Origin of the sequence: Microbacterium sp. NPDC087868 (assembly GCF_044900755.1) — a bacterium.
GTDB lineage: Bacteria > Actinomycetota > Actinomycetes > Actinomycetales > Microbacteriaceae > Microbacterium > Microbacterium galbinum.
In genome coordinates this window covers 539,926-562,215 of sequence record NZ_JBJDNO010000002.1, presented here as the reverse complement: position 1 = coordinate 562,215, position 22,290 = coordinate 539,926, and the positions used below count along the sequence as shown (strand labels likewise).

The window sequence follows — 22,290 nt, the reverse complement described above, 5'->3', positions numbered from 1 at the left end:
TGTGGTCAAGGAAGACACTAGGAGCGGGCGGCAGGGGCGACGATGGGTGGAACACTCATCCTCGGGGCCCCGCTGTATGCGGTCGACACATCACCCCGCCTGATCGCGGAACCTAGACTCGCACCATCACCCGGAGCGCGGACCGCGGGTCCCCCGAGCGCGAGGAGTACGCATGCCCTACACCGATTCCGCCGATGTGCGCCTGTACTACGAGGTGTTCGCCGGGGCCGATGCCCCCGCCGACGCCCCCGTGCTCGTGCTCGTCTCGGGCGGCGGCGCCCAGCTGCTCAGCTGGGACGAGGATTTCATCGGCATCCTCACCGCCGGCGGCCTGCGGGTGGTGCGCTTCGACAACCGCGACACCGGTCTCTCGCAGCTCTTCGGCGGACCCGACGACGTCGACGGCGGCTACGACCTCATCGATCTGGCCGAGGACGTGCTGCGTGTGCTCGACGATCTGGAAGTCGCGAAGGCGCACGTCGCCGGGCACTCGATGGGCGGCATGATGGCGCAGATGCTCGCGATCCACCACCCCGAGCGCATCCTCAGCCTCGGGCTGCTGTCGACCATTCCCGGCCAGTCGCGCCGCTGGGTCGCGCACGGCGAGCGCCCCGAGCTCGCCGAGGCGCCCGTGCGCGTCACGCGCGAGCAGGCGGTGGCGTTCACGCGCACAGCCCTCGAGGCCGCACCGGTCGGACGCTTCGACCACCAGGTCGAGTGGCACGTGCGCGCGACCGGCGAGGCCTACGACCGCGGCTACTACCCGGAGGGCTTCTCCCGGCAGTGGGCGGCCCTCACGCGCGCGCCCGAGCGCCTCGACGCCCTGCGGTCGGTGACCGCGCCCACGTTCGTCTTCCACGGCCGCGACGACGACGTGCTGCACTGGGCATCCGCCGTCGACATCGCCGAGGCGATCCCCGGCGCCGAACTGCAGGTGCACCCCGACATGGGGCACCTCATCCCCCACGAGCTGTGGCCCGAACTCGCGGCCGGACTCCTGCGCACCGCCGCGCGCGCCGAGGGTCGCGGCTGAAAGACCTGATTTGAGGGCGACCGCGCTCATGCTCGACACTGAAGTCACGCGCCTGTCGGCGCCGCCCTCCCCCGAAGGGACGAAGATGCCCGAGCACGACGACGCCATCGCCTCGCTCCTCGATGCGGCCCACGACCCCGAACTCGTCGGCCCCACCGGTGTCAGCGACGCCCTCCGCGCGCTCGGGGCCAGCGAAGCGGATGCCGCGCTCCTCGCCGAGCGCGTCGCCCGCATCCAGCGCGAGCTGTCGCGGCTGCGCCGCCGCGAGCACGAGCTCACCGCCCTCTTCTCCAGCGCTCGCGAGCTCGCCGAGCTGCGCGACAGCGACGCCGTGCTCGCCCGCCTCGTGCAGCGCGCCCGCGAGATGATGGGCGTCGACCTGGCCTACCTCTCGGAGTTCGACCCCGACACCTCCGAGCTGCGGGTGCGCGAGACCAGCGGTTCGGTGAGCGCCTCGTTCCAGCAGTTGCGCGTGCCCCCGGGGCGCGGCCTCGCGAGCGTCGTGGTCGAGTCGCGCACCGCGCAGTGGGTCGCCGACTACACCGCCTACACCGAGGACCGCCACGACACCGGCATCGACGACGCCGTCTCGGCCGAGGGCCTGGTGTCAATGCTCGGCGTGCCGATGCTCAGCAGCGACGACGTGCTCGGTGTGCTGTTCGTCGGCAACCGCGAGACGAAGGAGTTCTCCCCCGACGAGGTCGCGCTGCTGTCGGCGCTCGCCGACCACGCCTCGGTCATCCTGCAGACGACGCAGACGCTGCGCGAGCTGCAGCTGTCGGAGGATGCCAGCCGCCGCACCCTCGAGAGCCTCACCGCGCACCTCGTCGAGCGCGACCGCGCCAACACCGTGCACCAGGAGCTCGTGCAGGCGGTGCTCGCCGGCGGCGGATTCGGCCCGGTGGCCGAGACCCTCGCCTCGGCCCTCGGCCGGGCGGTCGCGATCATCGATGCGCAGGAGAACGTGATCGCCGCCGCGGGGCTGCCGCTGGCCCCCGGGATGCTGTCGCTCGACGAGCCCGTGCGCGACGCCCTCGCCGAGAGCCGCCGCAACGGACACTGCGTACCGGTCGCGGGCGCGGGCGTGCGCGCCGTCTCGGCCCTCACCGCCGGCAACCGCCACTTCGGGGCGCTCCTGCTCGGCGACGGGGCCTTCGAACTCGGCGCCGTCGACTTCCGCACCGTCGAGCGTGCGGCCCAGGTCGGGGCGCTGCTCGAGCTGCAGCAGGAGGCGGCATCCGGAGCCGACCACCGCGTGCGCAGCGAACTGATCGCCGACCTGCTCGACGACGTGCCCGAGCGGCGCTCCGACGTCGAGCGGCGTGCGCGGCGCCTCGGCGTCGACCTCGCGACCCTCGACTCCCTGCTGCTGCTGGCGGTGCCGGGCGATCAGCAGACCGCCGCGGCGCGCGCCGTCGTGCGCTCGCTCGACGACCGTGCGCTGGTCGGCGAGTACCGCGGATTCGTGGTCGCCGCCCTCGCGAGCGACCGCGGCCCCGTCGACCCCGAGCGCCTGCGGAGGGAGGTCGCCTCCGCGATCCAGGAGGCGGTGACCGTCGTCGTACCGCCGCCCGCGAAGGGTCCGCTGCCCTCGGCGTTCCTCGCCGCGCGGCGCACCGCGCGCCTGCTCGCCGCGCTCGAGCTCGCCGATCTCACCGCGCGCGTCGAAGACTTCCTGCCCTACTCGGCCGTGCTCGACACCGACGCGCAGGGGCTCTCGGCGTTCCTGCGCGACACGATCGGGGCGGTGCGCCAGTACGACGCCGAGCGCAACGCCGATCTGCTCGGCACCCTGCGGGCGTTCGTGCGCAACAACGCCAGCCCCACCCGCACGGCGCGCGCCCTCAACTTCCACACGAACACGATCCTGCAGCGCCTCGACCGCCTCGACCACGTGCTCGGCGCCGGATGGCGCGACGACGAGCGGATGTTCCGCATCGGCATCGCCGTGCGCCTCGACGAACTGCGCGAGCGCCTGCGGGGCCCCGCCGCGTAGCGTTGCGCCCCTGTGTGCACCGATCGGTCATGAATGCCGGTTCTGAGGCATGAAAACCGGCATTTATGACCGATCGGTGCATCCATAGCGCGGATGCCGCGGGGCGGGGCCCTTCACGCACGACTCGGGAGGAGAACACAGCCTCCGCAGGAAGCATCCGCCGTTCCGATCCTGCTCAGGCCGCGAACTCCTCCCGAACGGATGCCGCGAAGCGCCCCCACGCGCGACTCCGGCGGAGAACTCCCCGTCGGGCGGAAGCATCGGCCCGAGAACTCCGCCCAACGACGAGAACTCCGCCCATCACGGATCCCGCGAGCGACCCGTCGTCGACCGGTTCCTGAGCGAGCGCAGCGAGACGAAGGGCCCCCGCCCTCACCAACGGAGGAGAACACGGCCTCCGCAGGAAGCATCCGCCGTTCCGATCCTGCCCAGGCCGCGAACTCCTCCCGAACGGATCCCGCACGGATGCCGCGACGAACCCCCGCCCTACCGCTCACCCTCCGCGTCGAACGCCTCGACCCCGGTCTGCGGGAAAGGATGCGGGCCACGAGGCCCGAACACGAGCACCAGCTCGGCGACGGCATCCGACTCGTTGCGCACCCCGTGCCGCATGCCCTCGGGGGCGTAGAAGGCGTCACCCACCCGCAGAACCCGGCGATCGGAACCCGCCGTGATCACGACCTCTCCGCGCGTGACGATGTACATCTCGTCGGAGCTGTTCGGCGAGCAGCTCGTGGGGTCGTCGTCGAGGTGATGGTGCTGCCCCTCCTCGGCGCCCGGCTCGAGCCGGTACATCATGACCGACGTGGGCAGCGACGTCGATTGCTGGAAGTACCACTCGATGCCGATCCGGCCCTCGCCGTGGTACAGCTCCCAGTCGTGCTCGTTGTCGCCGCGTCTCTGCACGCGCATGTGCGACCCCTTTCGAAGAGACCCTCAGCTCCGGTACAGCACCGGCATCGATTCGAGGAGCTTCTGGGTGTACGGATGCTGCGGAGCGTTCATGACCTGCTCGCCGGTGCCCTCCTCGACGACCCGCCCCTGGTGCATCACGGCCACCCGATGGGCGATGTGGTGCACGACCGAGAGGTTGTGGGTGATGAAGAGGTAGGTGACGCCGGTGTCCTTCTGCAGCTGCACGAGCAGGTTGAGCACCTGCGCCTGCACCGACACGTCGAGCGCCGAGGTGGGCTCGTCGAGCACCACGAACTCGGGTTCGGCGGCCATGGCCCGTGCGATCGCGATGCGCTGGCGCTGCCCACCCGAGAACTCGTGCGGGTAGCGTCCGGCGGAATCCATCGGCAGTCCCACGCGGTCGAGCGAGTCGGCGATCCGGCGGCGGCGCTCCTTCTGGCCGATGCCCGCCGCCACGAGCGGCTCGGCGATCGACCGGGCGACCGTGAAACGCGGGTCGAGGGAGTCGTTGGGGTCCTGGAAGACCATCTGGATGCGGCGGCGGTGCGTGCGCAGGGCGCGACCGCGGATGCCGGTGACGTCGGCGCCGTCGAACTCGATCGTGCCGAGCGTGGGCTTGCGCATGAGCAGGATGGCGCGGGCGAGCGTGCTCTTGCCCGACCCGGATTCGCCGACGAGACCGAGCGTCTCGCCGCGGGGCACGTTGAGGCTCACGTCGTCGAGGGCGGTCATGACGTTGTCGCCGTGCCCGAATCGCTGGGTGATGTTCTTCACCTGCAGCACGTCGTCGGGAAGGGCTGCGGGGGTCTGCAGGGCGTCGGTCACGATGCCTCCTCGAGCACGGCGGGAACGCTGTCGAAGTCGTTCACGGCGGGGATGACGGCGAGCGGCGAGCGCACGGGCACCGAGGGCCGCGGGATGCTCTCGAGCAGCGCCCGGGTGTACGGATGCCGCGGGTCCTCGAGCACGCGTCGGGCCGAACCGGTCTCGACCACGCGTCCGCGGTACATCACGGCGACCCGCTCGCAGAGCTGACCGATGACGCCGAGATCATGGCTGATGAACAGCACGCCCATGCCGGTCTCGTCGCGGAGGCTCTTGATGAGGTCGAGGATCTGCGCCTGCACGGTCACGTCGAGGGCGGTGGTGGGTTCGTCGGCGACCAGCAGGTCGGGGCCGGCGGCGACGGCGATCGCGATGACGACGCGCTGGCGCTGACCGCCGGAGAGCTGGTGGGGGTAGTAGTTCAGGCGCTTCTCGGCATCCGGCATCTGCACGAGCCGGAGGATCTCGAGGGCCCGGGCGCGCGCCTGCTTCTTGTCGGCCTTGCCGTGGATCTGCAGTACCTCGGCGATCTGGGCGCCGATGCGCATGCAGGGGTTGAGCGCCGACATCGGCTCCTGGAAGACCATGGATGCCTTCACCCCGCGCACCTGGGCCCAGTCGCGCTCGGTGGCGTCGTTCATGTCGGAGCCGGCGACGTCGATGCTCGCGGCGGTGACGCGGGCCGAATCGGGCAGCAGCCCCATCATGGCGAGCGCGATGCTCGACTTGCCGCTGCCGGACTCGCCGATCACGCCGACGATCTCGCCCTTGCGCACGCGCAGCGAGACGCCGGAGACCGACGGCGGGGCGCTGCCGTAGGCGATGCTGAGGTCTTCGACGCGGAGGGCGTCGGTGGCGTCGGTCATGCGCGACTCGCTTCTGTGATCGATACGGGAGAGAAAGCGGGGAGGGGTGCCCCGGCGCCTCCGGGGGGGGAAGAGGCGCCGGGGCGGGGTGTCACTGCGTCAACCAGGCGTGGTCGAGAGCCGAGCGCGCGTAGAACGCGTCGTTCTCGTAGTCGTGCAGCCTGTTGCTGTCCCAGACCTCGAAGTACACCGGCACCGCGGCGGGCACGAACTCGAGCGCCTTGTCGGCCGCCTCGGTCGCGAGCTCCGCCACGAGCTCGTTGTACTCCTCGGGGGTGGCCGCCGACTTCGCCTGCACGAGCAGTTCGCGGGCCTTCTCGGCGTCGGGGTTGCCGTCCCAGTGGTTGTAGTAGCCGCCCTCGAGCAGCACCGGCTCGAGGTAGTACGCCGCCGAGGCGCGCGGGCTGCCCGGGATCGCGACGAGGTCGGTCCAGGACTCGCCGGTGGTGAAGATCGGCGAGATCTCGGCGAGCGGCGTGGCCTTGAGGTTGAGGGTGATCCCCGCCTCGGCCAGCTGCTGCTGCATCATCTCGTAGACCGGGTGGTGCGCCGCGGCGACGTCACCCATGTAGCTGAGGGTGATCTCGGGGTTGGGCTGACCGGCCTCTTCGAGCAGACGCTTCGCCTCATCGACGTCGCGCTCGTGGTACGGGAGCTTCGTGGCGTCGGTGGCGCCGGGGTCTCCGGCGGGCGGCACGAATGAGATGCCGGCGTTGCCGAGCATGGCGGTGTCGACGATCGCCTGTCGGTCGAGCGCGAGCGAGAAGGCGCGGCGCACGTCGACGTCGGCCAGCGGACCCGACTCCGGGTTCACGTAGACGGCGAGGTTCTGACGGAACGCAGCCTCACCGAGCGTGAAGCCCGACGATGCGGCCTGCTGCGCGAGGCTGCCGTCGATGAACGACGCGGCCTGCACGCTGCCCTGCTGCACGGCGGCGAGCAGGGTGTTCTCGTCGGGGTACAGCTCGAACACGATCGTGTCGATGTAGGGCTCCTCGCCCCAGTAGTTCTCGTTCTTCTCCATCGTCACCGAGACGCCCTGGTTCCACTCGGTCACCTGGTAGGCGCCCGTGCCGACGCTCGTGGTCTGACGCTCTTCCTCGGTGGCGTTGCCGTAGGCCTCTTCGCTGACGATGAGGAAGGTCTGCCGCGCGGAGACCGCGTCGAGGAACGTGCCGTCCGGGGCGCTGAAGTGGAACGTCACCTCGTAGTCGCCGGTGGCCTCGACGCTGTCCATCAGGCTGAGGTAGGTGGCGTTCGTGCCGCCGTCCTTGCGGGTCTCGAACGAGTAGACGACGTCACCCGCGTCGAACGGGGTGCCGTCGGCGAACGTGACGTCGTCGCGCAGCTGGAACACCCAGGTGGTCTCGTCGGTCTGCTCCCACTCGGTGGCGAGGGCCGGCTCGATGGTGCCGTCGTCGTCTCGGGTGAGAAGGGTGTCGTAGGCCATCGAGTAGATGACCTCGGCGGCGATGGCCGAGGCCACCATCGGGTCGATGCCGCCGGCCGAGGGCTCGGCGGGCACGCCCCACGTGAGGGTTCCGCCGGCGACCGGGTCACCGGCATCCTCTCCGCCGGTGCCGGTACCGCCGCCGGACGTGCATCCGGCGATCGCCAGGGTCGCGACGGCGAGTGCCGCCACCCCTGCCCAGTGTCGTCTGTTCATACCTCTACTCCGTTCGGGTGTGCTGCGTGGATGTGGTGGTGCGGTCGGGGTTCGCCGGGCCGCGGCGCTTCGTGCGCCGCCCGAGCGAGAAGGCGGGCTCGCGCCGCGGGGCGAGGTAGTCCTGCATTCCGTCGGCGAGGAGGTTCCACGCGGCGGACAGCAGGATGATCACCAGCGAGGGCAGGATGATCAGCAACGGCTGCAGCTGCATGAAGCGGGTGAACTCGCTGATCATGCGGCCGGCCGAGGGCTCGGGCGCCTGCACGCCCTGGCCGAGGTAGCTCAGCGCCGCCTCGATCAGCACGACCTGCGAGGCCACCGAGGCGAACTGCACGAACAGCGGGGTGAGCACGTTGGGCAGCAGGTGCTCGACGATCACGCGCGCCGGGCGCACGCCGCTGAGGGTCGCCGCGAGCACGAAGTCCCGCTCGCGGAGGGCGATCACCGGAGCCCGCATCACCCGAGCGAAACCGGGGGCGAACACGAGCCCGAGAGCGAGGATCAGCGGCCACGGCCCGTTGCCGATCACGACGCCGACGACGAGGGCGACGAGGATCGCCGGCAGGGCGAGCACCGCGTCGACGACGCGCATGATGACGGCGTCCACCCATCCGCCGACGTACCCGGCCACCAGACCGAAGAAGGTGCCGATCACCGCGCCGAGCAGCGCGGCCGCCCCCGAGATGATGAGGCTGGTGCGGGCGGCGAGCGCGAGGCGGGTGAACGTGTCACGGCCGAGGTTGTCGGTGCCGAGGATGTGGTCGAGGCTCGGCGCGGCGAGCGCGGGGCCCGAGGCGACGAACGGATCGTAGAGCGGCGCGACCGTCATCCAGCCGGCGAGGATCAGGATGACGCCGAGGATGCCGGCGCCGCTCCAGAACGCGGGGCCGAACTTGCGGCGGGCCGGGCGCTTGCCGGCGACCTTAGCGAGGGCGAGTTCTCTTGTGACGGTCATCGCGTGTGCACCCTCACTCGGGGATCGATCAACGGATACAGCAGGTCGACCACGAAGTTGATCACCACGTAGACGACACCGATCAGCAGCACGGTGGCCTGGATGATCGGATAGTCGGAGGAGCGGATGCCGGTCAGCAGCAGTGAGCCCATCCCCGGCAGCGAGAACACCGCCTCGATGACGACGGTGCCGCCGACGAGCGCCGCGAGCTCGATGCCGATGACGGTCGTCACCGGGATGAGCGCGTTGCGCAGCGCGTGCCGGCCGACCAGTCGTCCGGGCGAGGCGCCCTTGGCGCGGGCGGTGCGCACGAAGTCCTGACCGAGGGTGTCGAGCAGGGTGCCGCGCGTGTATCGGGCGACGATCGCGGCGAGCACGATGCCGATCAGCAGGGCGGGCAGGATCAGCACCCCGATCGCCCGCAGCGGATCGTTCGCCGCCCCCGCGTATCCCACGAGCGGGAGTCGGAGGGTGAGCGAGTTCACCAGGATGAGCACGGTGCCGAGCACGAACGGCGGCGTGGCCAGCAGCACGAACGACAGACCGCGCACGACGTGGTCGGGCAGGCGGCGCCAGCGGGTCGCGGCCAGCACACCGGCCGGGATGCCGAGCACGGTGCCGAACACGGTCGCCATCACCGCGAGGGTGAGGCTGAGCGGCAGGCGCGTCGCGATGAGGGTCGACACCTCGCCCGGCACGGTGATCGCGCGGCCGAAGTCTCCCTGCACGACGCCCAGCAGCCACGAGAAGTACTGCGTGATCCACGGCTGGTCGAGACCGAGCTCGGCGCGCAGGGCCTCGAGCTTCGCGGGGTCGGGGTTCGCCGGGTCGACGAACGCGGCGAGCGGGTCTCCCGGGATGATCCTCACCATCGAGAACACGATGATCGAGAGGATGAAGAGCACGAACAGCGACGAGAGGATGCGCTGGATGATGTAGCGGGTCACCGTCGTGTCACTCCCCCGTGCTCATCACGCGGTCGCGTGCGCCCGCTGTCGCGTGCGTGCGGGGTCCGAGAACGGAGGGTGTCGTCGATGACATGGCGGTCACGCTACCCAGCGCGCGAGGGCGTCTGTACGGTGCGGCGGCCCAGGGGAACGGTCGCATGATGGGCGAAACCTCCATAGCAGGGGCGGAAGAAGGGCGCGGCGATCGGGATGCCGCGGGCAGGCGGGTCAGACGACCATCGAGTCCGCCGCGGCGAACTCGCTCAGGTCGTCGGTCGACTCGCCGTCCAGGGCGAGCTCGGCGAGCACCCGACCGAGGGCCGGCGTGAACTTGAAGCCGTGACCCGCAGCGAGGCCGACGATGATGTCGGGGTGCTGCGGCAGCGCGCTGAGCACGAACCGGCGGTCCTTGGTGAGGGCGTACTGGCAGGTGACCGTGCGCAGTTCGGGGCCGGATCCGGGGATCACGTCGTGCATGAATCCGGTGAGCTGCTCGATGAGCTCGGGCGAGGGGACGAACGACCGGTTCTCGGGCGTCATCCGGTTCTCCGACACATCGCGGGCGGCCTTGATGGTCGGCTCGCCGTAGGTCGGGAACCCGTAGTAGCACTCGTCGTCCTCCCAGATCCACACGGGGAAGACCGAGCGATCGTAGTTCTCGGGCTCGGCGGGGCGGAAGTAGCTGACCTGCTCCTGCATGATGTCGAGGGGGATCGTCGCACCGAGCGGGTCGAGGAGCGTGTTCGTCCAGGCATCCGTCGCGAGGATCACCTTGCCGGCGCGGATGTCGCCGTTCGACGTGTGCACGATCACGCCCTCGCCGTCGGGCGTGAGGCTCTCGACGGCGGTGCGGTCGCGGATGTCGGCGCCGTGCACGCGGGCGCGCATCTGCAGCGTCGCGACCGTGCGGGAGGCATGGGCGATGCCGGTGTCGGCGGTGTAGACCGTCTCGACGTTCTCGGGCACGCGGAACTGCGGCCAGCGCGCCTGCACCTCGGCGGGCGAGAGCAGTTCGTGCGCGACGTCGCACTCGGTGAGAGCGGTGGTGAAATCGGATGCCGAGTAGGGGCCGTCGGAGGGGATGAGGATCACGCCGCCGGTGATGGTGAGCAGGCGCTCGCCCGATTCGGCCTCGAGGTCGGCCCAGTCGCGGTACGCGGACTGGGCGAGGCGCACGTAGGCGGTGGATCCGTACGAGGTCCGCACGATGCGCGAGGTGTCGTGCGAGGCTCCCCGCACATGACCGAGCTCGTACTGCTCGAGCGCGACCACCTTCGCTCCGCGACGGGCCAGGTGGTAGGTGGCGGCGCTGCCGAGCGCTCCCATCCCGACGACTGCGACCTCGAACGACTCCATGATGCTCCGTCTCTTCCGCGGACGGTGCACACCACCGGCCTGTTGTCGTTCAGTGTGGATGCCGCCGCGGGGCCGTTGCTATGGGGCGATGTCCCATGTTGTTCGCACAGGAATGTGCCTTCGATACGCGTCCGACCCCGCAGATGACAGTCGTCGGCAGAAGGTGTTTCCGGCGCGTTTCGGCCCTTCGTCTCGTCGCTTCGCTCCTCGCTCAGGAACCGGGTGTCCGAGTAGCCCCGGTTCCTGAGCGAGCGCAGCGAGACGAAGGGCCGCCCACGACGAAGCCCCCGCAGACGCGCTGTCTGCGGGGGCTCGGCCGGTCTCGGTAGCGGGGGGGGGTCTACTTCGAGACGAGCTCCGATGGGAGGTCCTTCGCCGTGGCGACGGCGCGATGCTGCCGCACGGTCATCGTGAGGATCGCGCCGACGATCATGATGCCGCCCGTGATGTACAGGGCGACGGTCGCGACGCCGGTCGTGTCCTTCACGAAGCCGATCAGGTACGGGGCGGCGAAGCCCGCGAGGTTACCGGTCGAGTTGATGAGCGCGATACCGCCGGCGAGGGCGGTGCCGGCGAGCATCGAGGTCTGGAAGCTCCAGAAGATCGCCGGGATCGACAGGGCACCCGCGTTGGCGAGGCACAGGCCGATGATTCCCCAGACCGGGTCGGTGCCCGCGATGATGCAGATCGCGAAGCCGGTGGCGCTGAGCAGGAAGGCTGCGGCGATGAACTTGCGGCGCTCGCCGGCGCGGTCCGACAGGTAGCCGAACGTGACCATCGAGATGATCGCCGCGAGGCTGGGCAGCGCGCTGAGGAAGCCGATCTGCACGGTGTCGGTGATGCCCAGGTCGCCGATGAGGGTCGGCAGCCAGAAGCTGATGCCGTACAGGGCGAAGTTGTACGAGAAGTACACGGCGGTGAGCAGCCAGATCAGCTTGCTGGTGAAGACCTTGCGCAGAGGGGTCTCGGCCTCATCGACGCGTTCGGCGGCGAGGAGGGAGCCGAGGCGATCGCGCTCGGGTTCGGTGAGCCAGGTGACCTTGCGATAGTCCTCCTGCAGGCAGAAGAGGATGACGACACCGAGGAGCACGGTGGGGATCGCCTCGATCACGAACAGCCACTGCCAGCCGGTGTGGCCCCAGACGCCGTCCATGCCGCTGAGGATGAAGCCCGAGACGGGGCCGCCGATGAGGCCCGACGAGGCGAGCGCGATGTAGAAGATGCCCCAGGCGCGTCCGCGGCGGCTGGCGGGGAACCAGTGCGCCATGTAGAAGAGGATGCCGGGGATGAAGCCGGCCTCGGCGACACCGAGCAGGAAGCGCAGCAGGTAGAACATCCACTCGCTGTCGACGATGAACATGAGGCCCGAGATCAGGCCCCAGGTGATCATGATGCGGGCGATCCACTTGCGCGCGCCGACCTTGGCGAGGATGAGGTTCGAGGGGATCTCGAAGATGAAGTAACCGATGAAGAACAGTCCGGCACCGAGACCGTAGACCACGTTCGAGAATCCGAGGTCGGCGCTCATGGTGGCCTGCGCGTAGCCGATGTTCACACGGTCGAGGTACGAGAGGAAGAAGCCGAGCATCGCGAGCGGGAGCACGCGCAGCATCACCTTCCGGAAGAGCTTGTCGTCGTTGACGGTCGTCATGAGGGTCCTTCGTCGGTTCAGGGGGGGGTGTCAGAGGGTTTCGGGTGAGCGGTAACGGGTCAGACGGCGGGCACGTCGAGTCGGTAGACCCGTGCGGCGGTGCCGTGGAAGAGGGCGTCGAGTCCCGCGGCGTCGAGGCCGGCGGCGCCGGTGAGGATCGTGTCCATCACCTCGTCGAAGTCGGGGGCGGTCAGGGTCGCGACCGGCATGTTGGAGGCGAACAGCGCGCGGTCGGCGCCGAAGATCGCGAGGGTGTCGCGCACGACCTCCTCGTTGGAGGAGCGGTCCCAGCGGTTGCGGTACAGGCCGAGCTCCGACACCTTGACGGCGGTGCCGGGCAGCGCGGCGAGGCGTTCCATGCCGTCGCGCCAGACGCGCAGGGCGTCGGCGTCGCGGTCGAGCGGCAGGCCGCAGTGGTTGATCACGACGGTCAACTCGGGGAAGTCCGCGAGTACGTCGGCTGCTTCGGCGAGGTGGTAGTACGGCACGCGCAGGTCCCACGAGAACCCGTGCGCCGCCAGCGCCGCGATGCCCTCGACCCACGCGGGGTCGTGGAGGGTGCCGGGGCCGGTCGCGGTCTCGTCGGCTCGTGCGGCGATGACGGGCTTCGAGCGGATGCCGCGCACGATGGAGCGCTGCGCGTGCCCGGCGAGCACCTCATCGCGGTCGGGCTGCAGGAATCCGACGTGAGCAACGGCGGCGATCGGGAAGCGTCCGCCGGTGGCGTCGCTGAGCCCCTGCAGGAAGTCGTCCTCCGCGACCTGTTCGCTCCGGCTGCGCTCGGCCTCGCAGTGCACGGTGCCGAGGATGGTCCAGCCCGCGGTCTCGGCGAGGTACTCGCGCGGCAGGAAGGTGCGGCGCATGGCGTTGTAGTCGCCGAGGAAGAACTGCTCGTTGTACTCGTCCTGGATCCAGGGCCAGTGGCCGTCGCCGTCGAGGTCCCAGAAGTGGTGGTGGGCGTCGATGATGCGCAGATCGTGCCCCTCGGGGAGGCGCGTGTCCTGGATCCGGCGAGCATTCTCGATGCTCACAGCCGCACACCCTCCACGAAGGCGGTGCGCACGTCATCGGCCACGCCCGTGAGGTCGGCGAGGCGGATGAGCTCGCCCTCGGCGATGTCGCGCACGAGGCGTGCGCCGGAGAGCAGGTAGTACGCGGCCGCGAGGGTGTCATCGGCGTCGGTGACGGCATCCGCCCGATCGATGATGACGGGTGCGACGCCGTCGATCTCGTGGTGGTGACCGCGCACCTCGAACGCCTCTCCCGCGGCGAGCGCGCGGGCGGCGCGGGCGGCGAGCACCGTGTGGTGCCGGGGCTCGGCGAAGGTCGAGGTGCCCTCGACCAGAGCGTCGATCGTGAGCGGGGTCTCGACGCCCATGAAGTGGTACGGCCAGTAGATGCAGGCGTAACGACCCGAGCGCGAGACGATGTGACCCTTGCCGGCGAGCAGGTCCCAGGTCTCGGGGTCACCGGTGGTAACGATCGCGAACACGCCGCCGGCGAAGCTCGTCTCGCCGGGCAGGCGCAATGCCGAGAACACGTCGACCGTGCGGTCGGTGCCGATGATGCCGCCGTCCGCCCGGCGGGCGTAGATGTCGGCTAGCTCGCTGGGGCGGGCGACGGGGTAGTGCATGCGCTCGGTGTCGGCGGTGGCGCCGGCGTAGAGCGAGACGACGGCCATCTCGCAGGAGTCGGCGGCGGCGGCGCGCTTGAGCGGTGCGACGACGGATGCCCGGGCGGCGAGCGTCTTGTCGATGTCGTCGCCGAGGAACAGGTGGTCGGTGAGGGCGGATGCCTCGATCCGCTCGCCCTGCTGCTCGAGCACTCCGGTGGCGGGGTCGAAGACGAGATCGTACTCGCCGGACTTGCCGAGGGCGACGACCTCGAGGCCGACGCGCTCGACCCAGTCGAGCAGGCGCAGCAGGTTGGCGGGCTGGTCGCCGTCGCCGGGCAGGTAGCCGACGCCCTGGGCGCGGGCGGCGCGCGAGAGCGAGACACCGGCGACGCTCTCGATCTCCTTGCTGACCATGACGACGTGGATGCCGCGCTCGATGGCCTCGGCGGCGTAGCGGTAGCCCGCCTCGACGCGACCGGAAGCCTCGACGAGCACGTCGATCTCGTCCCAACGGACGTCATCGTGGCCGGGGATCGGCTCGGCGTCGGGGAGTCCGCCGAGGTCGGCGATGAGGGTGCGCACGCCGTCGACATCGGGGTCGATGAGCTGCGTGGCCGTCATACGGTCGATCGAGCGCAGCTGGGAGAGGAACGTGCGGCCGAAACCTCCGCGTGCGCCGGTGAGAGCGACGCGGATAGGAGCGCGGGTCATCGGTGGTCCCCTCTGCACGGGACGTTCCGTGCGGTCGTACGAGAGCGGCGGGAGCGGGTTCTCCCTGCGGCCTCGAACACTGTTTCACAGTCGTAAACATTTCTCAAATTTGTTCACAACAGTTCACACGTGATGGAATGGGGGCACCCACTCCCAAGGAGGAACCGTGATCGACATCGGCGCCGTCGCAGACGACTTCACCGGCGCGACCGACCTCGCCATCGCGCTGCGCCAGCGCGGGTTCCGCGCGGTCGTCTCGATCGAGGACGCCCCGCTCGACCCGGCCGAGCTCGGCGATGCGGATGCCGTCGTCGTCGCCCTCAAGACCCGCACCGCCCCGGTCGGAGACGCGGTCGCCCAGTCCCTCCGCGCCGTGCGCGCCCTCGAGGCCCTCGGCTCCCGCCGCTACTACGTGAAGTACTGCTCGACCTTCGACTCCACACCCGAGGGCAACATCGGCCCGATCCTCGACGCCGTGCTCGACGAACTCGGCGAGACCCGCACGATCGTCGTGCCCTCGTTCCCCGACAACGGCCGCACCGTCTACCGCGGACACCTGTTCGTGCACGACGAGCTCCTCGAGCACTCCCCCATGCGGCAGCATCCGCTCACACCGATGACGCAGTCGCGCCTGCGCGACATCCTCGCCCCTCAGACCGCGCGCCCGATCCACGAGGTGGGGGCGGATGCCGTGTGGGCGGGCCCCGCGGCCCTGCGCAGCACCCTCGGCTCCGAGCCGGCCGGCTACACCGTCGTCGACGCGATGACCGACGCCGATCTCGAGACCATCGCGACCGCCGTCTCGGACTGGCGCGTCGTCACCGGCGGGGCGGGTCTCGCCCTCGGGATGACCGGACCGCGCCCCGGCACCCTCTCCCAGATCGAGGTCACCCCTGGCCGCCGCCTGATCGTGTGCGGCAGCGCCTCGGCGAAGACCCGCGCGCAGATCGCGCACGCCGCTCACACGCTCCCCAGCCGCAAGCTCGACATCGAGGCGATCGCAGACGATCCCGAGCAGGTCGTGGCCGACACGGTCTCGTGGCTCGAGACGCTCGACGCCGACAGCATCCCGCTGGTCTACACCGTCGGGTCGCTCGACGACATCCGTCGCGGCCCCGAGGGCAACACCGTCTCCGGCCGGATCGAAGAAGTGCTTTCGGCGATCGTCGACCGCGCCACCGCCGAACTCGGCGTCACCCAGGTGATCGTCGCCGGCGGCGAGACCTCGGGCGCGGTCGTGCAGCGCCTCGGCATCCAGCGTCTGCTGATCGGACCGCGCATCGCCCCCGGCGTGTGCTGGAGCGCCGCCGAAACCGCGCACGGCCCCGTCACCATCGCTCTCAAGTCGGGCAACTTCGGCGCCGACGACATGTTCACCACCGCCTGGAGGGCGCTCGATGACCACTCCCACTGACGCACTCATCGCGGCCGGCGCACGCGTCGCCGCCGCCGGCATCAGCCCCGGCAGCAGCGGCAACGTCAGCATCCGCGTCGACGACGTCGTGTACATGACCGGCACCGGCACCGACCTCGGCCGCCTCACCGACGCCGACATCGCGGTCGTCACCCGTGGCGGCGAGCACCTGCGCGGCGCGAAGCCGTCGAAAGAGCTGAGCCTGCACCTCGCGTTCTACGCCAAGAACGTCGAGCACACCGCCGTCGTGCACCTGCACTCGCCGTTCGCGGTCGCCGCGAGCTGCCTCGAGCCATGGTCCGAGTACAGCGCCATCCCGCCCCTCACCCCCTACTTCGTGATGCGCGTCGGCCAGACGCCGCTGGTGCCGTTCCGCGTGCCGGGCGACCCCGACCTCGCCGCGCAGATGCGCGCGCTGCCCGGCCCGTTCCGCGCCGCACTGCTCGCGAACCACGGTCAGATCGTCTCGGCACCCGGCCTCGATGCCGCCGTCGAAGCGGCGATCGAGCTGGAGGAGGCGTGCCGCATCGCGCTGCTCACCGACGGCAAGCCCCGCCGCCTGTTGCCGCCGGAAGACGTGCGCGCCCTCGCCGATCGCTGGGGCACTCCCTGGACCGAGGAATCCACCCTCGTTCGCTAGGCTGACGACGACATGACCCCCTCCGACGACGCCACCGCCACGCCGCTCATCCCCGAGCAGCGGCGCGAGCTGATCGTCAAGCACCTGCGCCGCGAGGGCGTGCTCAGCTACCGCCAGCTCACCGGCATCCTCGGCGTCAGCCACATGACGATCCGGCGCGACATCGCCGTGCTCGAAGAGGCAGGCCGCGTGCTCGCGACCCCCGGCGGGGCGAAGATCGCCTCGCGCCTGGTCACCGAGCCGTCGCGGTTCGAGAAGGCTCGTCAGGACGTCGCCGAGAAGGACGCGATGGCCCGCCACGCGGCATCCCTCGTCACCGAGTCGATGACCATCTACCTCGACGCCGGCACGACCATCCAGGCGATGCGCCCGCACCTCGAGACGGTGCAGGACCTCACGGTCGTGACCAACGACCTCGCCATCATCGCCGCGTTCCTCGACCACCCCACCGCCGACATCATCGCCATCGGCGGACGCGTCGAGAAGGCCAACCAGTCGACCACCGGGCGCCTCGCCGCTCTCACACTGCACGAACTGTCGATCGACATCGCGTTCCTCTCGTCGTCGTCGTGGGATCTGCGCCGCGGCGTCACGACCCCGACCGAGTCGAAGATCGCACCGAAGACCGCGGCGATCGAGAGCGCGAGCGAGACGGTGCTCGTCGCCGGCAGCTCGAAGTACGGCTCGTTCGGCCGCTACCGGGTGTTCGACCTCGAAGACCTCGACGTGATCGTCACCGATGCGGGCCTGAGCGACGCCACCGCCGCCGGCATCGAAGAGCGCGGCGTCACGGTCGTCCGCACCGGCGTCTAGACCCGTCCCGAACCGGGTCGCTGAGCCAGTCGAAGCACCCCACGACACACCCGGCTCCTGGGCGAGCGCAGCGAGACGAAGGGCCCCGCTCCGCAGGAGATCACACGCAACGCAGGATCGGATGCCGCAAACTCTCCTCCGTTACGCGAGAACTCCTCCGCAACACGGGGCGGGACTCCTACGCCACCAACTCCCCCGCATGCACCGCTCGCAGCAGCGCGCCGAACTGCGTCGCGGCGGTGAGCGGATGCTCGGGATGCCATTGCACCCCCAGCAGGGGCAGGGTCTCGTGGGCGATGGCCTCGATCACACCGTCGTCGGATCGCGTGAGCGCCACCAACCCCTCGCCGAGTTCGTCGATGGCCTGATGGTGTGTGCACAGCGCGGGCGGCGCGAGCCCCGGCGCGACGGCCGCGAAGTCGAGCGTCGTGGCGATGAACGGCTCCGCCCCCGGCCCCCGGTGCCCGGGAACGTGCTGCAACAGACTCCCGCCGAGGGCGACGTTGAGCAGCTGATGTCCCCGGCACAGTCCGAGCAGCGGGCGCCCGGCGCCCACGGCATCCATGATCACGGCGATCTGCAGCCGGTCTGCCCGGCGTTCGTACGGCGACCTTCGCGGCCGACGGTCCCGCTGACCGTAGAGTCCGGGTTCGATGTCGTCGCCGCCGAGGATCACGACCACATCGGCCTCGCGCGAGGCCTGCCGCAGCTCGGGCTCGGGGTCTTCGGCCGCGGCGTGCAGCGAGGCGGTCCATCCGAGCCCCTCGACGGCGGCGACGGCCGCCTCGTTGAGCGAGTCGAGGAGGGCCTGGTACCCGGCGGCGGCGCGGGGCCGGTGGGTGCGCACATGGAAGAGAGCGACGTGCGGGGCGGTCATGCGGATGCCTCGGTCATGGGTACTCCTCCAGCACCAGGAAACCGTGCGAATAACCCCAGGTCAAATGCGTTATTGATACCTTTTCGCTCGCAATCTCCCCGTAACGGAGCGGTAATACGAGACACGTATCGTGCCCTCATGGAGCTCCGTCAACTGCGCTATTTCATGGCCGTCGCCGACGAGCTCCACTTCGGCCGCGCGGCCCAGCGGCTGCACATGTCGCAGCCCCCGCTGAGCGTGCAGGTGGGCCGGCTCGAGCAGGAGGTCGGCACCGCGCTGTTCGAGCGCAGCACCCGTCGCGTCTCGCTCACCCCGGCCGGCCGGCATCTGCAGGAGCGCGCCCGTCGCATCCTCGACGAGGTCGAATCGGTGCGCTCCGACATGCGCGACTACGTCGACGGCCTCGCCGGTCACCTCACCGCGGGCTTCGTCAGCTCGGCGAACTACACCCTGCTCCCCGGCGTCGTGCAGCTCTTCCGCGCCCGCCGCGAGAAGGTCACGCTCAGTCTCGTTCCGCTCACCTCGGGCGAGCAGTTCGCCCGGCTGCGCGAGGGCACGCTCGACGTCGGCATCGTGCGCGACGAGGTGCCGCCGCAGGGGCCGGCATCCGTTCCCCTGACCTGCGAGGTCGTCTTCGAGGAGCGCCTCGTCGCCTGCCTGCCCGTCGACCATCCGTTGGCCGGCCTCTCCGAGGTCACGGCCGAGCAGATCGCCGGTGTACCGATGATCACCTACCCCCGCGCGCTCATGCCGGGCTTCGTCGATCGCGTGGCCGAGGTGCTCGGGGCGAGCGGCCGCACGCCCCGTGTGATCGAAGAGGTCGCCCACCAGGAGACCGCGCTCGGCTTCGTCGCCGCAGGCATGGGTGCGAGCATCCTGCCCGAGTCGGTGCGCCAGCTCGTTCCGCCGTCGATCGCCGTCGTGCCGCTCGCCGGCTCACCGACGACCCAGCTGCTCGCCGTTCGCCAGGCCCGGGCCGAGAGCCCCGTTCTCACCGCGTTCATCGACTGCCTGCACGACGCCGCCCGGTCGCTGCCCGTCTCGGCGTAGTCCCCGGCATCGGCTTCTCACCCCGGACCCGCCGAAAACTCACCCCGGTGGTCGCGTCACGAAAACCGATATACGGCGTCTTAACCAGTGAAGGGCTTCTTACCTTCGCCGGCCTCCCCGCCGGCAGCCGGCCTCCCCGCCGGCATCCGATCCAGGTCCCCACGACCGGATCCCGAGGGAGGGCGCCCCAACGCCCTCCCTCTTCTCTGTGCCGCCGGCGCTCGCACACGTCTCGATGAGCGGATGCCGCCACTCAGGCGCCGTCCAGAATCAGTCCGTATCGTCGCCGACTCGCTGTCCATCCTGGGGAGGGTCGACGAGCGAAAGGGGATCCCCATGTGGGAGACCGTTGTTCCTGCCCTCTACGCGATCGTGCTGGCTTTCTGGATGTTCATCGCCGGAACGCTCATCGCGTCACGACGCCGCGGCAGGCTCGACCGCAACAGGCGAACCATCGCGATGCTGGTTCCGATGTGGGTGATGATCGGCGCTCTCTGGTTGTGGAAGCACCCGGCGATCGAGCCCCTCTGGCTGCAATACCTGCTCCTGATCGCGCTGCCCGCGGTCGTGGGGGCCGGCGTCGAGTGGATCGTCGGCCATGTGCGGGCCAGCCGCTCGACCGCTCGTCACGAGGATCGCTCGATCTCGGAGGGAGCGCGATGACCGAACAGCTCGCCACGACCATCAGCATCGCCGTCGCGATCGCACTGGCACTCGTTTCACTGGCGTACGGCCTCACCCTCGGCCACCTCCGCCGCCGCAAGCGGGAAGCGCGCGGCCCGGCGCGACCCCGCAGCCTCGGGGCGATGATCTTCTTCTCCGCCGCGATGCCCGGAGGCATCGTGTTCCTCTGGAATCACCCCCTCTTCGATCCGGTGCTGCAGATCGCGCTGCTCTGCATCCTCCCGGCGCTGATCGGCTACGGCATCCACGCGGTGGTCCGTCGACACCGGGAGCCCTGAGCCGTCGCCGCCCTGATCTCCCTGTTCCGCGAGAGGATGGTCTCGGCCCACCTTCGAGGAGACCCATGTCCGCAGCATCCGCTCCCCTGTCCCAGCCGCTGTACCGCGCGACGTTCGCGCAGGCGGTGAGCCGGTTCTTCCGTCAGTTCGCGACGTTCACCGGGCGGGCCTCGAAGAGCGAGTTCTGGTGGGTGGCGCTGTTCGTGTTCCTCGTGACGCTCGTGCCGAACGCCCTCCTGACCGTGGGCCTCACCTCCGGCATCACGCACTCGATCACCAGCCAGCTCACGGTCTCGGCCGGCACCGACCTCGACTCCGCGATGCCGGTCGGCACGACGGGCGCGGCGATCCTCGACGACCCGACGGCCGCACTGCTCATCCCGCTCGGGGCCGCGATCGGCGGCGTCATCGCCCTCGCGCTCGTGGTGCCGTGGCTCGCCCTGACCTGGCGCCGCCTGCACGACGCGGGCCTCGCCGGGGCGTGGTTCTTCCTGTCGTTCCTCCCGGCCGTCGGCGGTCTCTTCCTGCTCGTGCTCATGCTGCAGCCCGCCAAGCGAGAGGGCCGCCGGTTCGACCCGGCTACCTGACGCGGCCGCCCGGCCCCTCACGGCCGGCGTCGTCGCCGTGACCGCGCCTCCTCGTCGAGCATCCGCCGCCGCTCCCGCCACCCCAGGAACAGGGCGACCGAGGCGATCACGAGACTGACGAGCGCGGCAACCCCCACCCACACCCCCGCGGATCCGACCACGAGCGCGAGCGCGAAGAGCACCCCCGCGGCGAGGAACAGCACGCCCTGCACCAAGAACCAGCGCCAACGCGGCATCCGCCCGCCCCTCAGCCCTCGCCCCGCACGGAACCGGATGCCGCGGCCACCGCCCAATACCGGCGACTGCTCGGTCGGCGCGGCGTCGCGCGTTCGCGCGCCCGCTCGCGCAGCGCGAGCGAGAACCCCAGCGCCGAGATCGAGAACACCAGGATCAGCGTGAGGATCGCCTCGATGACGTGCCGATCGTCGCAGGCGAGCAGGAGCATGCCGCCGACGACCAGGAACACGAGCCCCTGCAGCAGATACGCCAACGTCGTCATCACGGGCGCCGTTCCGTGTGGGTGACCCGACGCTCACGACGGCGCTCGCGCAGCGCCCGGGTGAGCATGATCCCCGATGACAGGAACGCCGCGGGCACGACGAGTGCCACCCACCAACTGGCGCCGACCGCCGCGATGACGAGCGAGAACACCATCGCGCCGAGGAACAGGATCCCCGCCTGCCCGAGATTCCACTTCCACTGATCCATGACCGTTCCCCCTCGCATCGCGCCGGCGTCGCCTCACACGCACGCCCCCTCATCCACATGACGAGATCGGCCTCGCGATCGGTCGCACTCCGTCCCATCCGGCTCGATTTCGAGCACCCGCGTAAGAAATCGCCCCCTCGCTCGTCTCCTAAGGGGGCATCGCGCCCGCATCGTTCGAACTGGGGAAAGGAACGACGACATGAGCGAGGGAATCCCTCTCTGGTCACCGGGTTTGCTGACCGCGCCCGACTCCGCCGCGCACGCGCGCTTCCACGTGCACGCCGACGCGGATGCCGTGGCCGCCGCCGTCGAACAGATCGTGATCGGCGGCGAGCACACCGATCTGCAGGTCGACGATTCGCGACAGCATCTGCGATTCCGCACGAAGCGCACGATCTGGAACTGGGAGATGGAGGTCGGCGTGACCTCGACCCCGATGCGCCGCGGGTGCGAGGTGCAGATCTCGCTCGACGTCGCGCCCGACCGCCCGTTCAGCCCGCACGACGCCGAGAAGAACGCCGCCGCGCTCGAGCAGATCCGCTGGCAGCTCGAATCCGCCGTCGGTTGATTTCCGGAATCTGCGACAGATTCCTGCACTCCATCCGTCAATAGATGTGGAAGCGGAGTCTCGGTCTTCGCTTCCGCCCTCGATCCGGGAATATCGAGGCCACAGGTGGGCGGCATGGGGGTGTCGTCCACCGCA

The 22,290-nt window shown here is 70.2% G+C and carries 24 protein-coding genes; 10 read left to right on the top strand and 14 right to left on the bottom strand.

Going from position 1 to position 22,290, the window contains the following annotated elements; all coding sequences use genetic code 11:
• Positions 1 to 172: 172 nt before the first annotated feature.
• Both ACI2JZ_RS08155 and ACI2JZ_RS08150 read left to right on the top strand, forming a co-directional pair.
• A complete protein-coding gene (locus tag ACI2JZ_RS08155; RefSeq protein ID WP_404597162.1) occupies positions 173 to 1,033 on the top strand; it encodes an alpha/beta fold hydrolase in 861 nt (286 codons plus the stop codon).
• A 28-nt stretch (positions 1,034 to 1,061) separates the two neighbouring features.
• Positions 1,062 to 3,029 carry a GAF domain-containing protein gene (locus ACI2JZ_RS08150; RefSeq protein WP_247633615.1) on the top strand — a complete coding sequence of 656 codons (1,968 nt, stop codon included), beginning with the start codon at positions 1,062 to 1,064 and terminating at the stop codon, positions 3,027 to 3,029.
• Between the two features lie 486 nt (positions 3,030 to 3,515).
• Here the strand turns inward: ACI2JZ_RS08150 and ACI2JZ_RS08145 are convergent, their stop codons facing one another.
• The 10 genes from ACI2JZ_RS08145 to ACI2JZ_RS08100 form a co-directional block, all read right to left on the bottom strand.
• Positions 3,516 to 3,941, bottom strand: coding sequence for a cupin domain-containing protein (locus tag ACI2JZ_RS08145; RefSeq protein WP_404597161.1), 426 nt, complete (start codon positions 3,939 to 3,941; stop codon positions 3,516 to 3,518).
• A gap of 24 nt (positions 3,942 to 3,965) precedes the next feature.
• Positions 3,966 to 4,769, bottom strand: a complete 804-nt coding sequence (locus tag ACI2JZ_RS08140; protein ID WP_247624271.1) for an ATP-binding cassette domain-containing protein — start codon at positions 4,767 to 4,769, stop codon at positions 3,966 to 3,968.
• Positions 4,766 to 5,635 carry an ABC transporter ATP-binding protein gene (locus ACI2JZ_RS08135; RefSeq protein ID WP_247624270.1) on the bottom strand — a complete coding sequence of 290 codons (870 nt, stop codon included), beginning with the start codon at positions 5,633 to 5,635 and terminating at the stop codon, positions 4,766 to 4,768. Before ACI2JZ_RS08135 ends, ACI2JZ_RS08140 begins: the two co-directional genes overlap by 4 nt.
• Before the next feature lie 91 nt (positions 5,636 to 5,726).
• Complete coding sequence (locus ACI2JZ_RS08130) at positions 5,727 to 7,301, bottom strand: ABC transporter substrate-binding protein (RefSeq protein ID WP_404597160.1); 1,575 nt, start codon at positions 7,299 to 7,301, stop codon at positions 5,727 to 5,729.
• Positions 7,302 to 7,305: 4 nt separating this feature from the next.
• Complete coding sequence (locus ACI2JZ_RS08125) at positions 7,306 to 8,256, bottom strand: ABC transporter permease (RefSeq protein ID WP_247633611.1); 951 nt, start codon at positions 8,254 to 8,256, stop codon at positions 7,306 to 7,308.
• A complete protein-coding gene (locus tag ACI2JZ_RS08120) occupies positions 8,253 to 9,203 on the bottom strand; it encodes an ABC transporter permease (RefSeq protein WP_247624267.1) in 951 nt (316 codons plus the stop codon). Before ACI2JZ_RS08120 ends, ACI2JZ_RS08125 begins: the two co-directional genes overlap by 4 nt.
• 228 nt (positions 9,204 to 9,431) lie before the next feature.
• Entirely contained in the window at positions 9,432 to 10,559 is a 1,128-nt protein-coding gene (gene solA, locus ACI2JZ_RS08115; protein ID WP_404597159.1) for an N-methyl-L-tryptophan oxidase, read from the bottom strand.
• Between the two features lie 340 nt (positions 10,560 to 10,899).
• On the bottom strand, positions 10,900 to 12,210 hold the full coding sequence (locus ACI2JZ_RS08110; protein ID WP_404597158.1) for an MFS transporter: 1,311 nt from the start codon (positions 12,208 to 12,210) through the stop codon (positions 10,900 to 10,902).
• 59 nt (positions 12,211 to 12,269) lie between these two features.
• The gene (locus ACI2JZ_RS08105) at positions 12,270 to 13,241 is read right to left on the bottom strand and encodes an amidohydrolase family protein (RefSeq protein WP_404597157.1); all 972 of its coding nucleotides are present in this window, start codon (positions 13,239 to 13,241) and stop codon (positions 12,270 to 12,272) included.
• The gene (locus ACI2JZ_RS08100; RefSeq protein ID WP_404597156.1) at positions 13,238 to 14,536 is read right to left on the bottom strand and encodes a homoserine dehydrogenase; all 1,299 of its coding nucleotides are present in this window, start codon (positions 14,534 to 14,536) and stop codon (positions 13,238 to 13,240) included. Before ACI2JZ_RS08100 ends, ACI2JZ_RS08105 begins: the two co-directional genes overlap by 4 nt.
• 166 nt (positions 14,537 to 14,702) lie before the next feature.
• On the opposite strand from ACI2JZ_RS08100, the gene otnK reads away from it, so the two are divergent.
• From otnK to ACI2JZ_RS08085, 3 genes are read left to right on the top strand one after another with little or no spacing between them, the layout of a single operon-like run.
• Complete coding sequence (gene otnK / locus ACI2JZ_RS08095) at positions 14,703 to 15,950, top strand: 3-oxo-tetronate kinase (protein ID WP_404597155.1); 1,248 nt, start codon at positions 14,703 to 14,705, stop codon at positions 15,948 to 15,950.
• A complete protein-coding gene (locus ACI2JZ_RS08090; RefSeq protein WP_404597154.1) occupies positions 15,934 to 16,590 on the top strand; it encodes a class II aldolase/adducin family protein in 657 nt (218 codons plus the stop codon). Before otnK ends, ACI2JZ_RS08090 begins: the two co-directional genes overlap by 17 nt.
• A 12-nt stretch (positions 16,591 to 16,602) precedes the next feature.
• The gene (locus ACI2JZ_RS08085; protein WP_247624259.1) at positions 16,603 to 17,403 is read left to right on the top strand and encodes a DeoR/GlpR family DNA-binding transcription regulator; all 801 of its coding nucleotides are present in this window, start codon (positions 16,603 to 16,605) and stop codon (positions 17,401 to 17,403) included.
• Positions 17,404 to 17,581: 178 nt separating this feature from the next.
• Here the strand turns inward: ACI2JZ_RS08085 and ACI2JZ_RS08080 are convergent, their stop codons facing one another.
• A complete protein-coding gene (locus tag ACI2JZ_RS08080; RefSeq protein ID WP_404597153.1) occupies positions 17,582 to 18,280 on the bottom strand; it encodes a gamma-glutamyl-gamma-aminobutyrate hydrolase family protein in 699 nt (232 codons plus the stop codon).
• A gap of 138 nt (positions 18,281 to 18,418) precedes the next feature.
• Between ACI2JZ_RS08080 and ACI2JZ_RS08075 the strand changes: the two genes are divergently transcribed.
• From ACI2JZ_RS08075 to ACI2JZ_RS08060, 4 genes are all read left to right on the top strand, one after another.
• The gene (locus tag ACI2JZ_RS08075; protein ID WP_404597152.1) at positions 18,419 to 19,330 is read left to right on the top strand and encodes a LysR substrate-binding domain-containing protein; all 912 of its coding nucleotides are present in this window, start codon (positions 18,419 to 18,421) and stop codon (positions 19,328 to 19,330) included.
• Between the two features lie 336 nt (positions 19,331 to 19,666).
• Positions 19,667 to 19,993 (top strand): hypothetical protein, encoded by a 327-nt coding sequence (locus ACI2JZ_RS08070; RefSeq protein ID WP_404597151.1) that lies wholly within the window; start codon positions 19,667 to 19,669, stop codon positions 19,991 to 19,993.
• On the top strand, positions 19,990 to 20,292 hold the full coding sequence (locus ACI2JZ_RS08065) for a hypothetical protein (protein ID WP_404597150.1): 303 nt from the start codon (positions 19,990 to 19,992) through the stop codon (positions 20,290 to 20,292). Before ACI2JZ_RS08070 ends, ACI2JZ_RS08065 begins: the two co-directional genes overlap by 4 nt.
• A 65-nt stretch (positions 20,293 to 20,357) precedes the next feature.
• Positions 20,358 to 20,879, top strand: coding sequence for a DUF805 domain-containing protein (locus ACI2JZ_RS08060; RefSeq protein ID WP_404597149.1), 522 nt, complete (start codon positions 20,358 to 20,360; stop codon positions 20,877 to 20,879).
• A gap of 17 nt (positions 20,880 to 20,896) precedes the next feature.
• Here ACI2JZ_RS08060 and ACI2JZ_RS08055 read toward each other — a convergent pair whose 3' ends face one another.
• The 3 genes from ACI2JZ_RS08055 to ACI2JZ_RS08045 are packed head-to-tail and all read right to left on the bottom strand — an operon-like array spanning position 20,897 to position 21,587.
• Positions 20,897 to 21,115 carry a hypothetical protein gene (locus ACI2JZ_RS08055; protein ID WP_404597148.1) on the bottom strand — a complete coding sequence of 73 codons (219 nt, stop codon included), beginning with the start codon at positions 21,113 to 21,115 and terminating at the stop codon, positions 20,897 to 20,899.
• Positions 21,116 to 21,126: 11 nt separating this feature from the next.
• Positions 21,127 to 21,378 carry a hypothetical protein gene (locus ACI2JZ_RS08050; RefSeq protein WP_404597147.1) on the bottom strand — a complete coding sequence of 84 codons (252 nt, stop codon included), beginning with the start codon at positions 21,376 to 21,378 and terminating at the stop codon, positions 21,127 to 21,129.
• Positions 21,378 to 21,587: a hypothetical protein gene (locus tag ACI2JZ_RS08045; protein WP_404597146.1), complete on the bottom strand. Its 210-nt coding sequence runs from the start codon at positions 21,585 to 21,587 to the stop codon at positions 21,378 to 21,380. The genes ACI2JZ_RS08050 and ACI2JZ_RS08045 overlap by 1 nt, the downstream gene beginning before the upstream one ends.
• Positions 21,588 to 21,786: 199 nt before the next feature.
• Here ACI2JZ_RS08045 and ACI2JZ_RS08040 point away from each other — a divergent pair, with 199 nt between their 5' ends.
• Complete coding sequence (locus ACI2JZ_RS08040; protein WP_404597145.1) at positions 21,787 to 22,155, top strand: hypothetical protein; 369 nt, start codon at positions 21,787 to 21,789, stop codon at positions 22,153 to 22,155.
• Positions 22,156 to 22,290 lie beyond the last annotated feature (135 nt).

What these genes read in the sequence shown, in the direction of transcription:
- ACI2JZ_RS08085 (WP_247624259.1), top strand. Translation starts at nt 16,603, where the DNA reads ATGACCCCCTCCGACGACGCCACCGCCACGCCGCTCATCCCCGAGCAG.
- ACI2JZ_RS08135 (WP_247624270.1), bottom strand. Translation starts at nt 5,635, where the DNA reads ATGACCGACGCCACCGACGCCCTCCGCGTCGAAGACCTCAGCATCGCC.
- ACI2JZ_RS08090 (WP_404597154.1), top strand. Translation starts at nt 15,934, where the DNA reads ATGACCACTCCCACTGACGCACTCATCGCGGCCGGCGCACGCGTCGCC.
- ACI2JZ_RS08065 (WP_404597150.1), top strand. Translation starts at nt 19,990, where the DNA reads ATGACCGAACAGCTCGCCACGACCATCAGCATCGCCGTCGCGATCGCA.
- ACI2JZ_RS08130 (WP_404597160.1), bottom strand. Translation starts at nt 7,301, where the DNA reads ATGAACAGACGACACTGGGCAGGGGTGGCGGCACTCGCCGTCGCGACC.
- ACI2JZ_RS08045 (WP_404597146.1), bottom strand. Translation starts at nt 21,587, where the DNA reads ATGGATCAGTGGAAGTGGAATCTCGGGCAGGCGGGGATCCTGTTCCTC.
- ACI2JZ_RS08145 (WP_404597161.1), bottom strand. Translation starts at nt 3,941, where the DNA reads ATGCGCGTGCAGAGACGCGGCGACAACGAGCACGACTGGGAGCTGTAC.
- ACI2JZ_RS08150 (WP_247633615.1), top strand. Translation starts at nt 1,062, where the DNA reads ATGCTCGACACTGAAGTCACGCGCCTGTCGGCGCCGCCCTCCCCCGAA.
- ACI2JZ_RS08110 (WP_404597158.1), bottom strand. Translation starts at nt 12,210, where the DNA reads ATGACGACCGTCAACGACGACAAGCTCTTCCGGAAGGTGATGCTGCGC.
- solA (WP_404597159.1), bottom strand. Translation starts at nt 10,559, where the DNA reads ATGGAGTCGTTCGAGGTCGCAGTCGTCGGGATGGGAGCGCTCGGCAGC.
- ACI2JZ_RS08055 (WP_404597148.1), bottom strand. Translation starts at nt 21,115, where the DNA reads ATGCCGCGTTGGCGCTGGTTCTTGGTGCAGGGCGTGCTGTTCCTCGCC.
- ACI2JZ_RS08100 (WP_404597156.1), bottom strand. Translation starts at nt 14,536, where the DNA reads ATGACCCGCGCTCCTATCCGCGTCGCTCTCACCGGCGCACGCGGAGGT.
- ACI2JZ_RS08050 (WP_404597147.1), bottom strand. Translation starts at nt 21,378, where the DNA reads ATGACGACGTTGGCGTATCTGCTGCAGGGGCTCGTGTTCCTGGTCGTC.
- ACI2JZ_RS08075 (WP_404597152.1), top strand. Translation starts at nt 18,419, where the DNA reads ATGGAGCTCCGTCAACTGCGCTATTTCATGGCCGTCGCCGACGAGCTC.
- ACI2JZ_RS08080 (WP_404597153.1), bottom strand. Translation starts at nt 18,280, where the DNA reads ATGACCGCCCCGCACGTCGCTCTCTTCCATGTGCGCACCCACCGGCCC.
- ACI2JZ_RS08125 (WP_247633611.1), bottom strand. Translation starts at nt 8,256, where the DNA reads ATGACCGTCACAAGAGAACTCGCCCTCGCTAAGGTCGCCGGCAAGCGC.
- ACI2JZ_RS08155 (WP_404597162.1), top strand. Translation starts at nt 173, where the DNA reads ATGCCCTACACCGATTCCGCCGATGTGCGCCTGTACTACGAGGTGTTC.
- ACI2JZ_RS08040 (WP_404597145.1), top strand. Translation starts at nt 21,787, where the DNA reads ATGAGCGAGGGAATCCCTCTCTGGTCACCGGGTTTGCTGACCGCGCCC.
- ACI2JZ_RS08070 (WP_404597151.1), top strand. Translation starts at nt 19,667, where the DNA reads ATGTGGGAGACCGTTGTTCCTGCCCTCTACGCGATCGTGCTGGCTTTC.
- ACI2JZ_RS08060 (WP_404597149.1), top strand. Translation starts at nt 20,358, where the DNA reads ATGTCCGCAGCATCCGCTCCCCTGTCCCAGCCGCTGTACCGCGCGACG.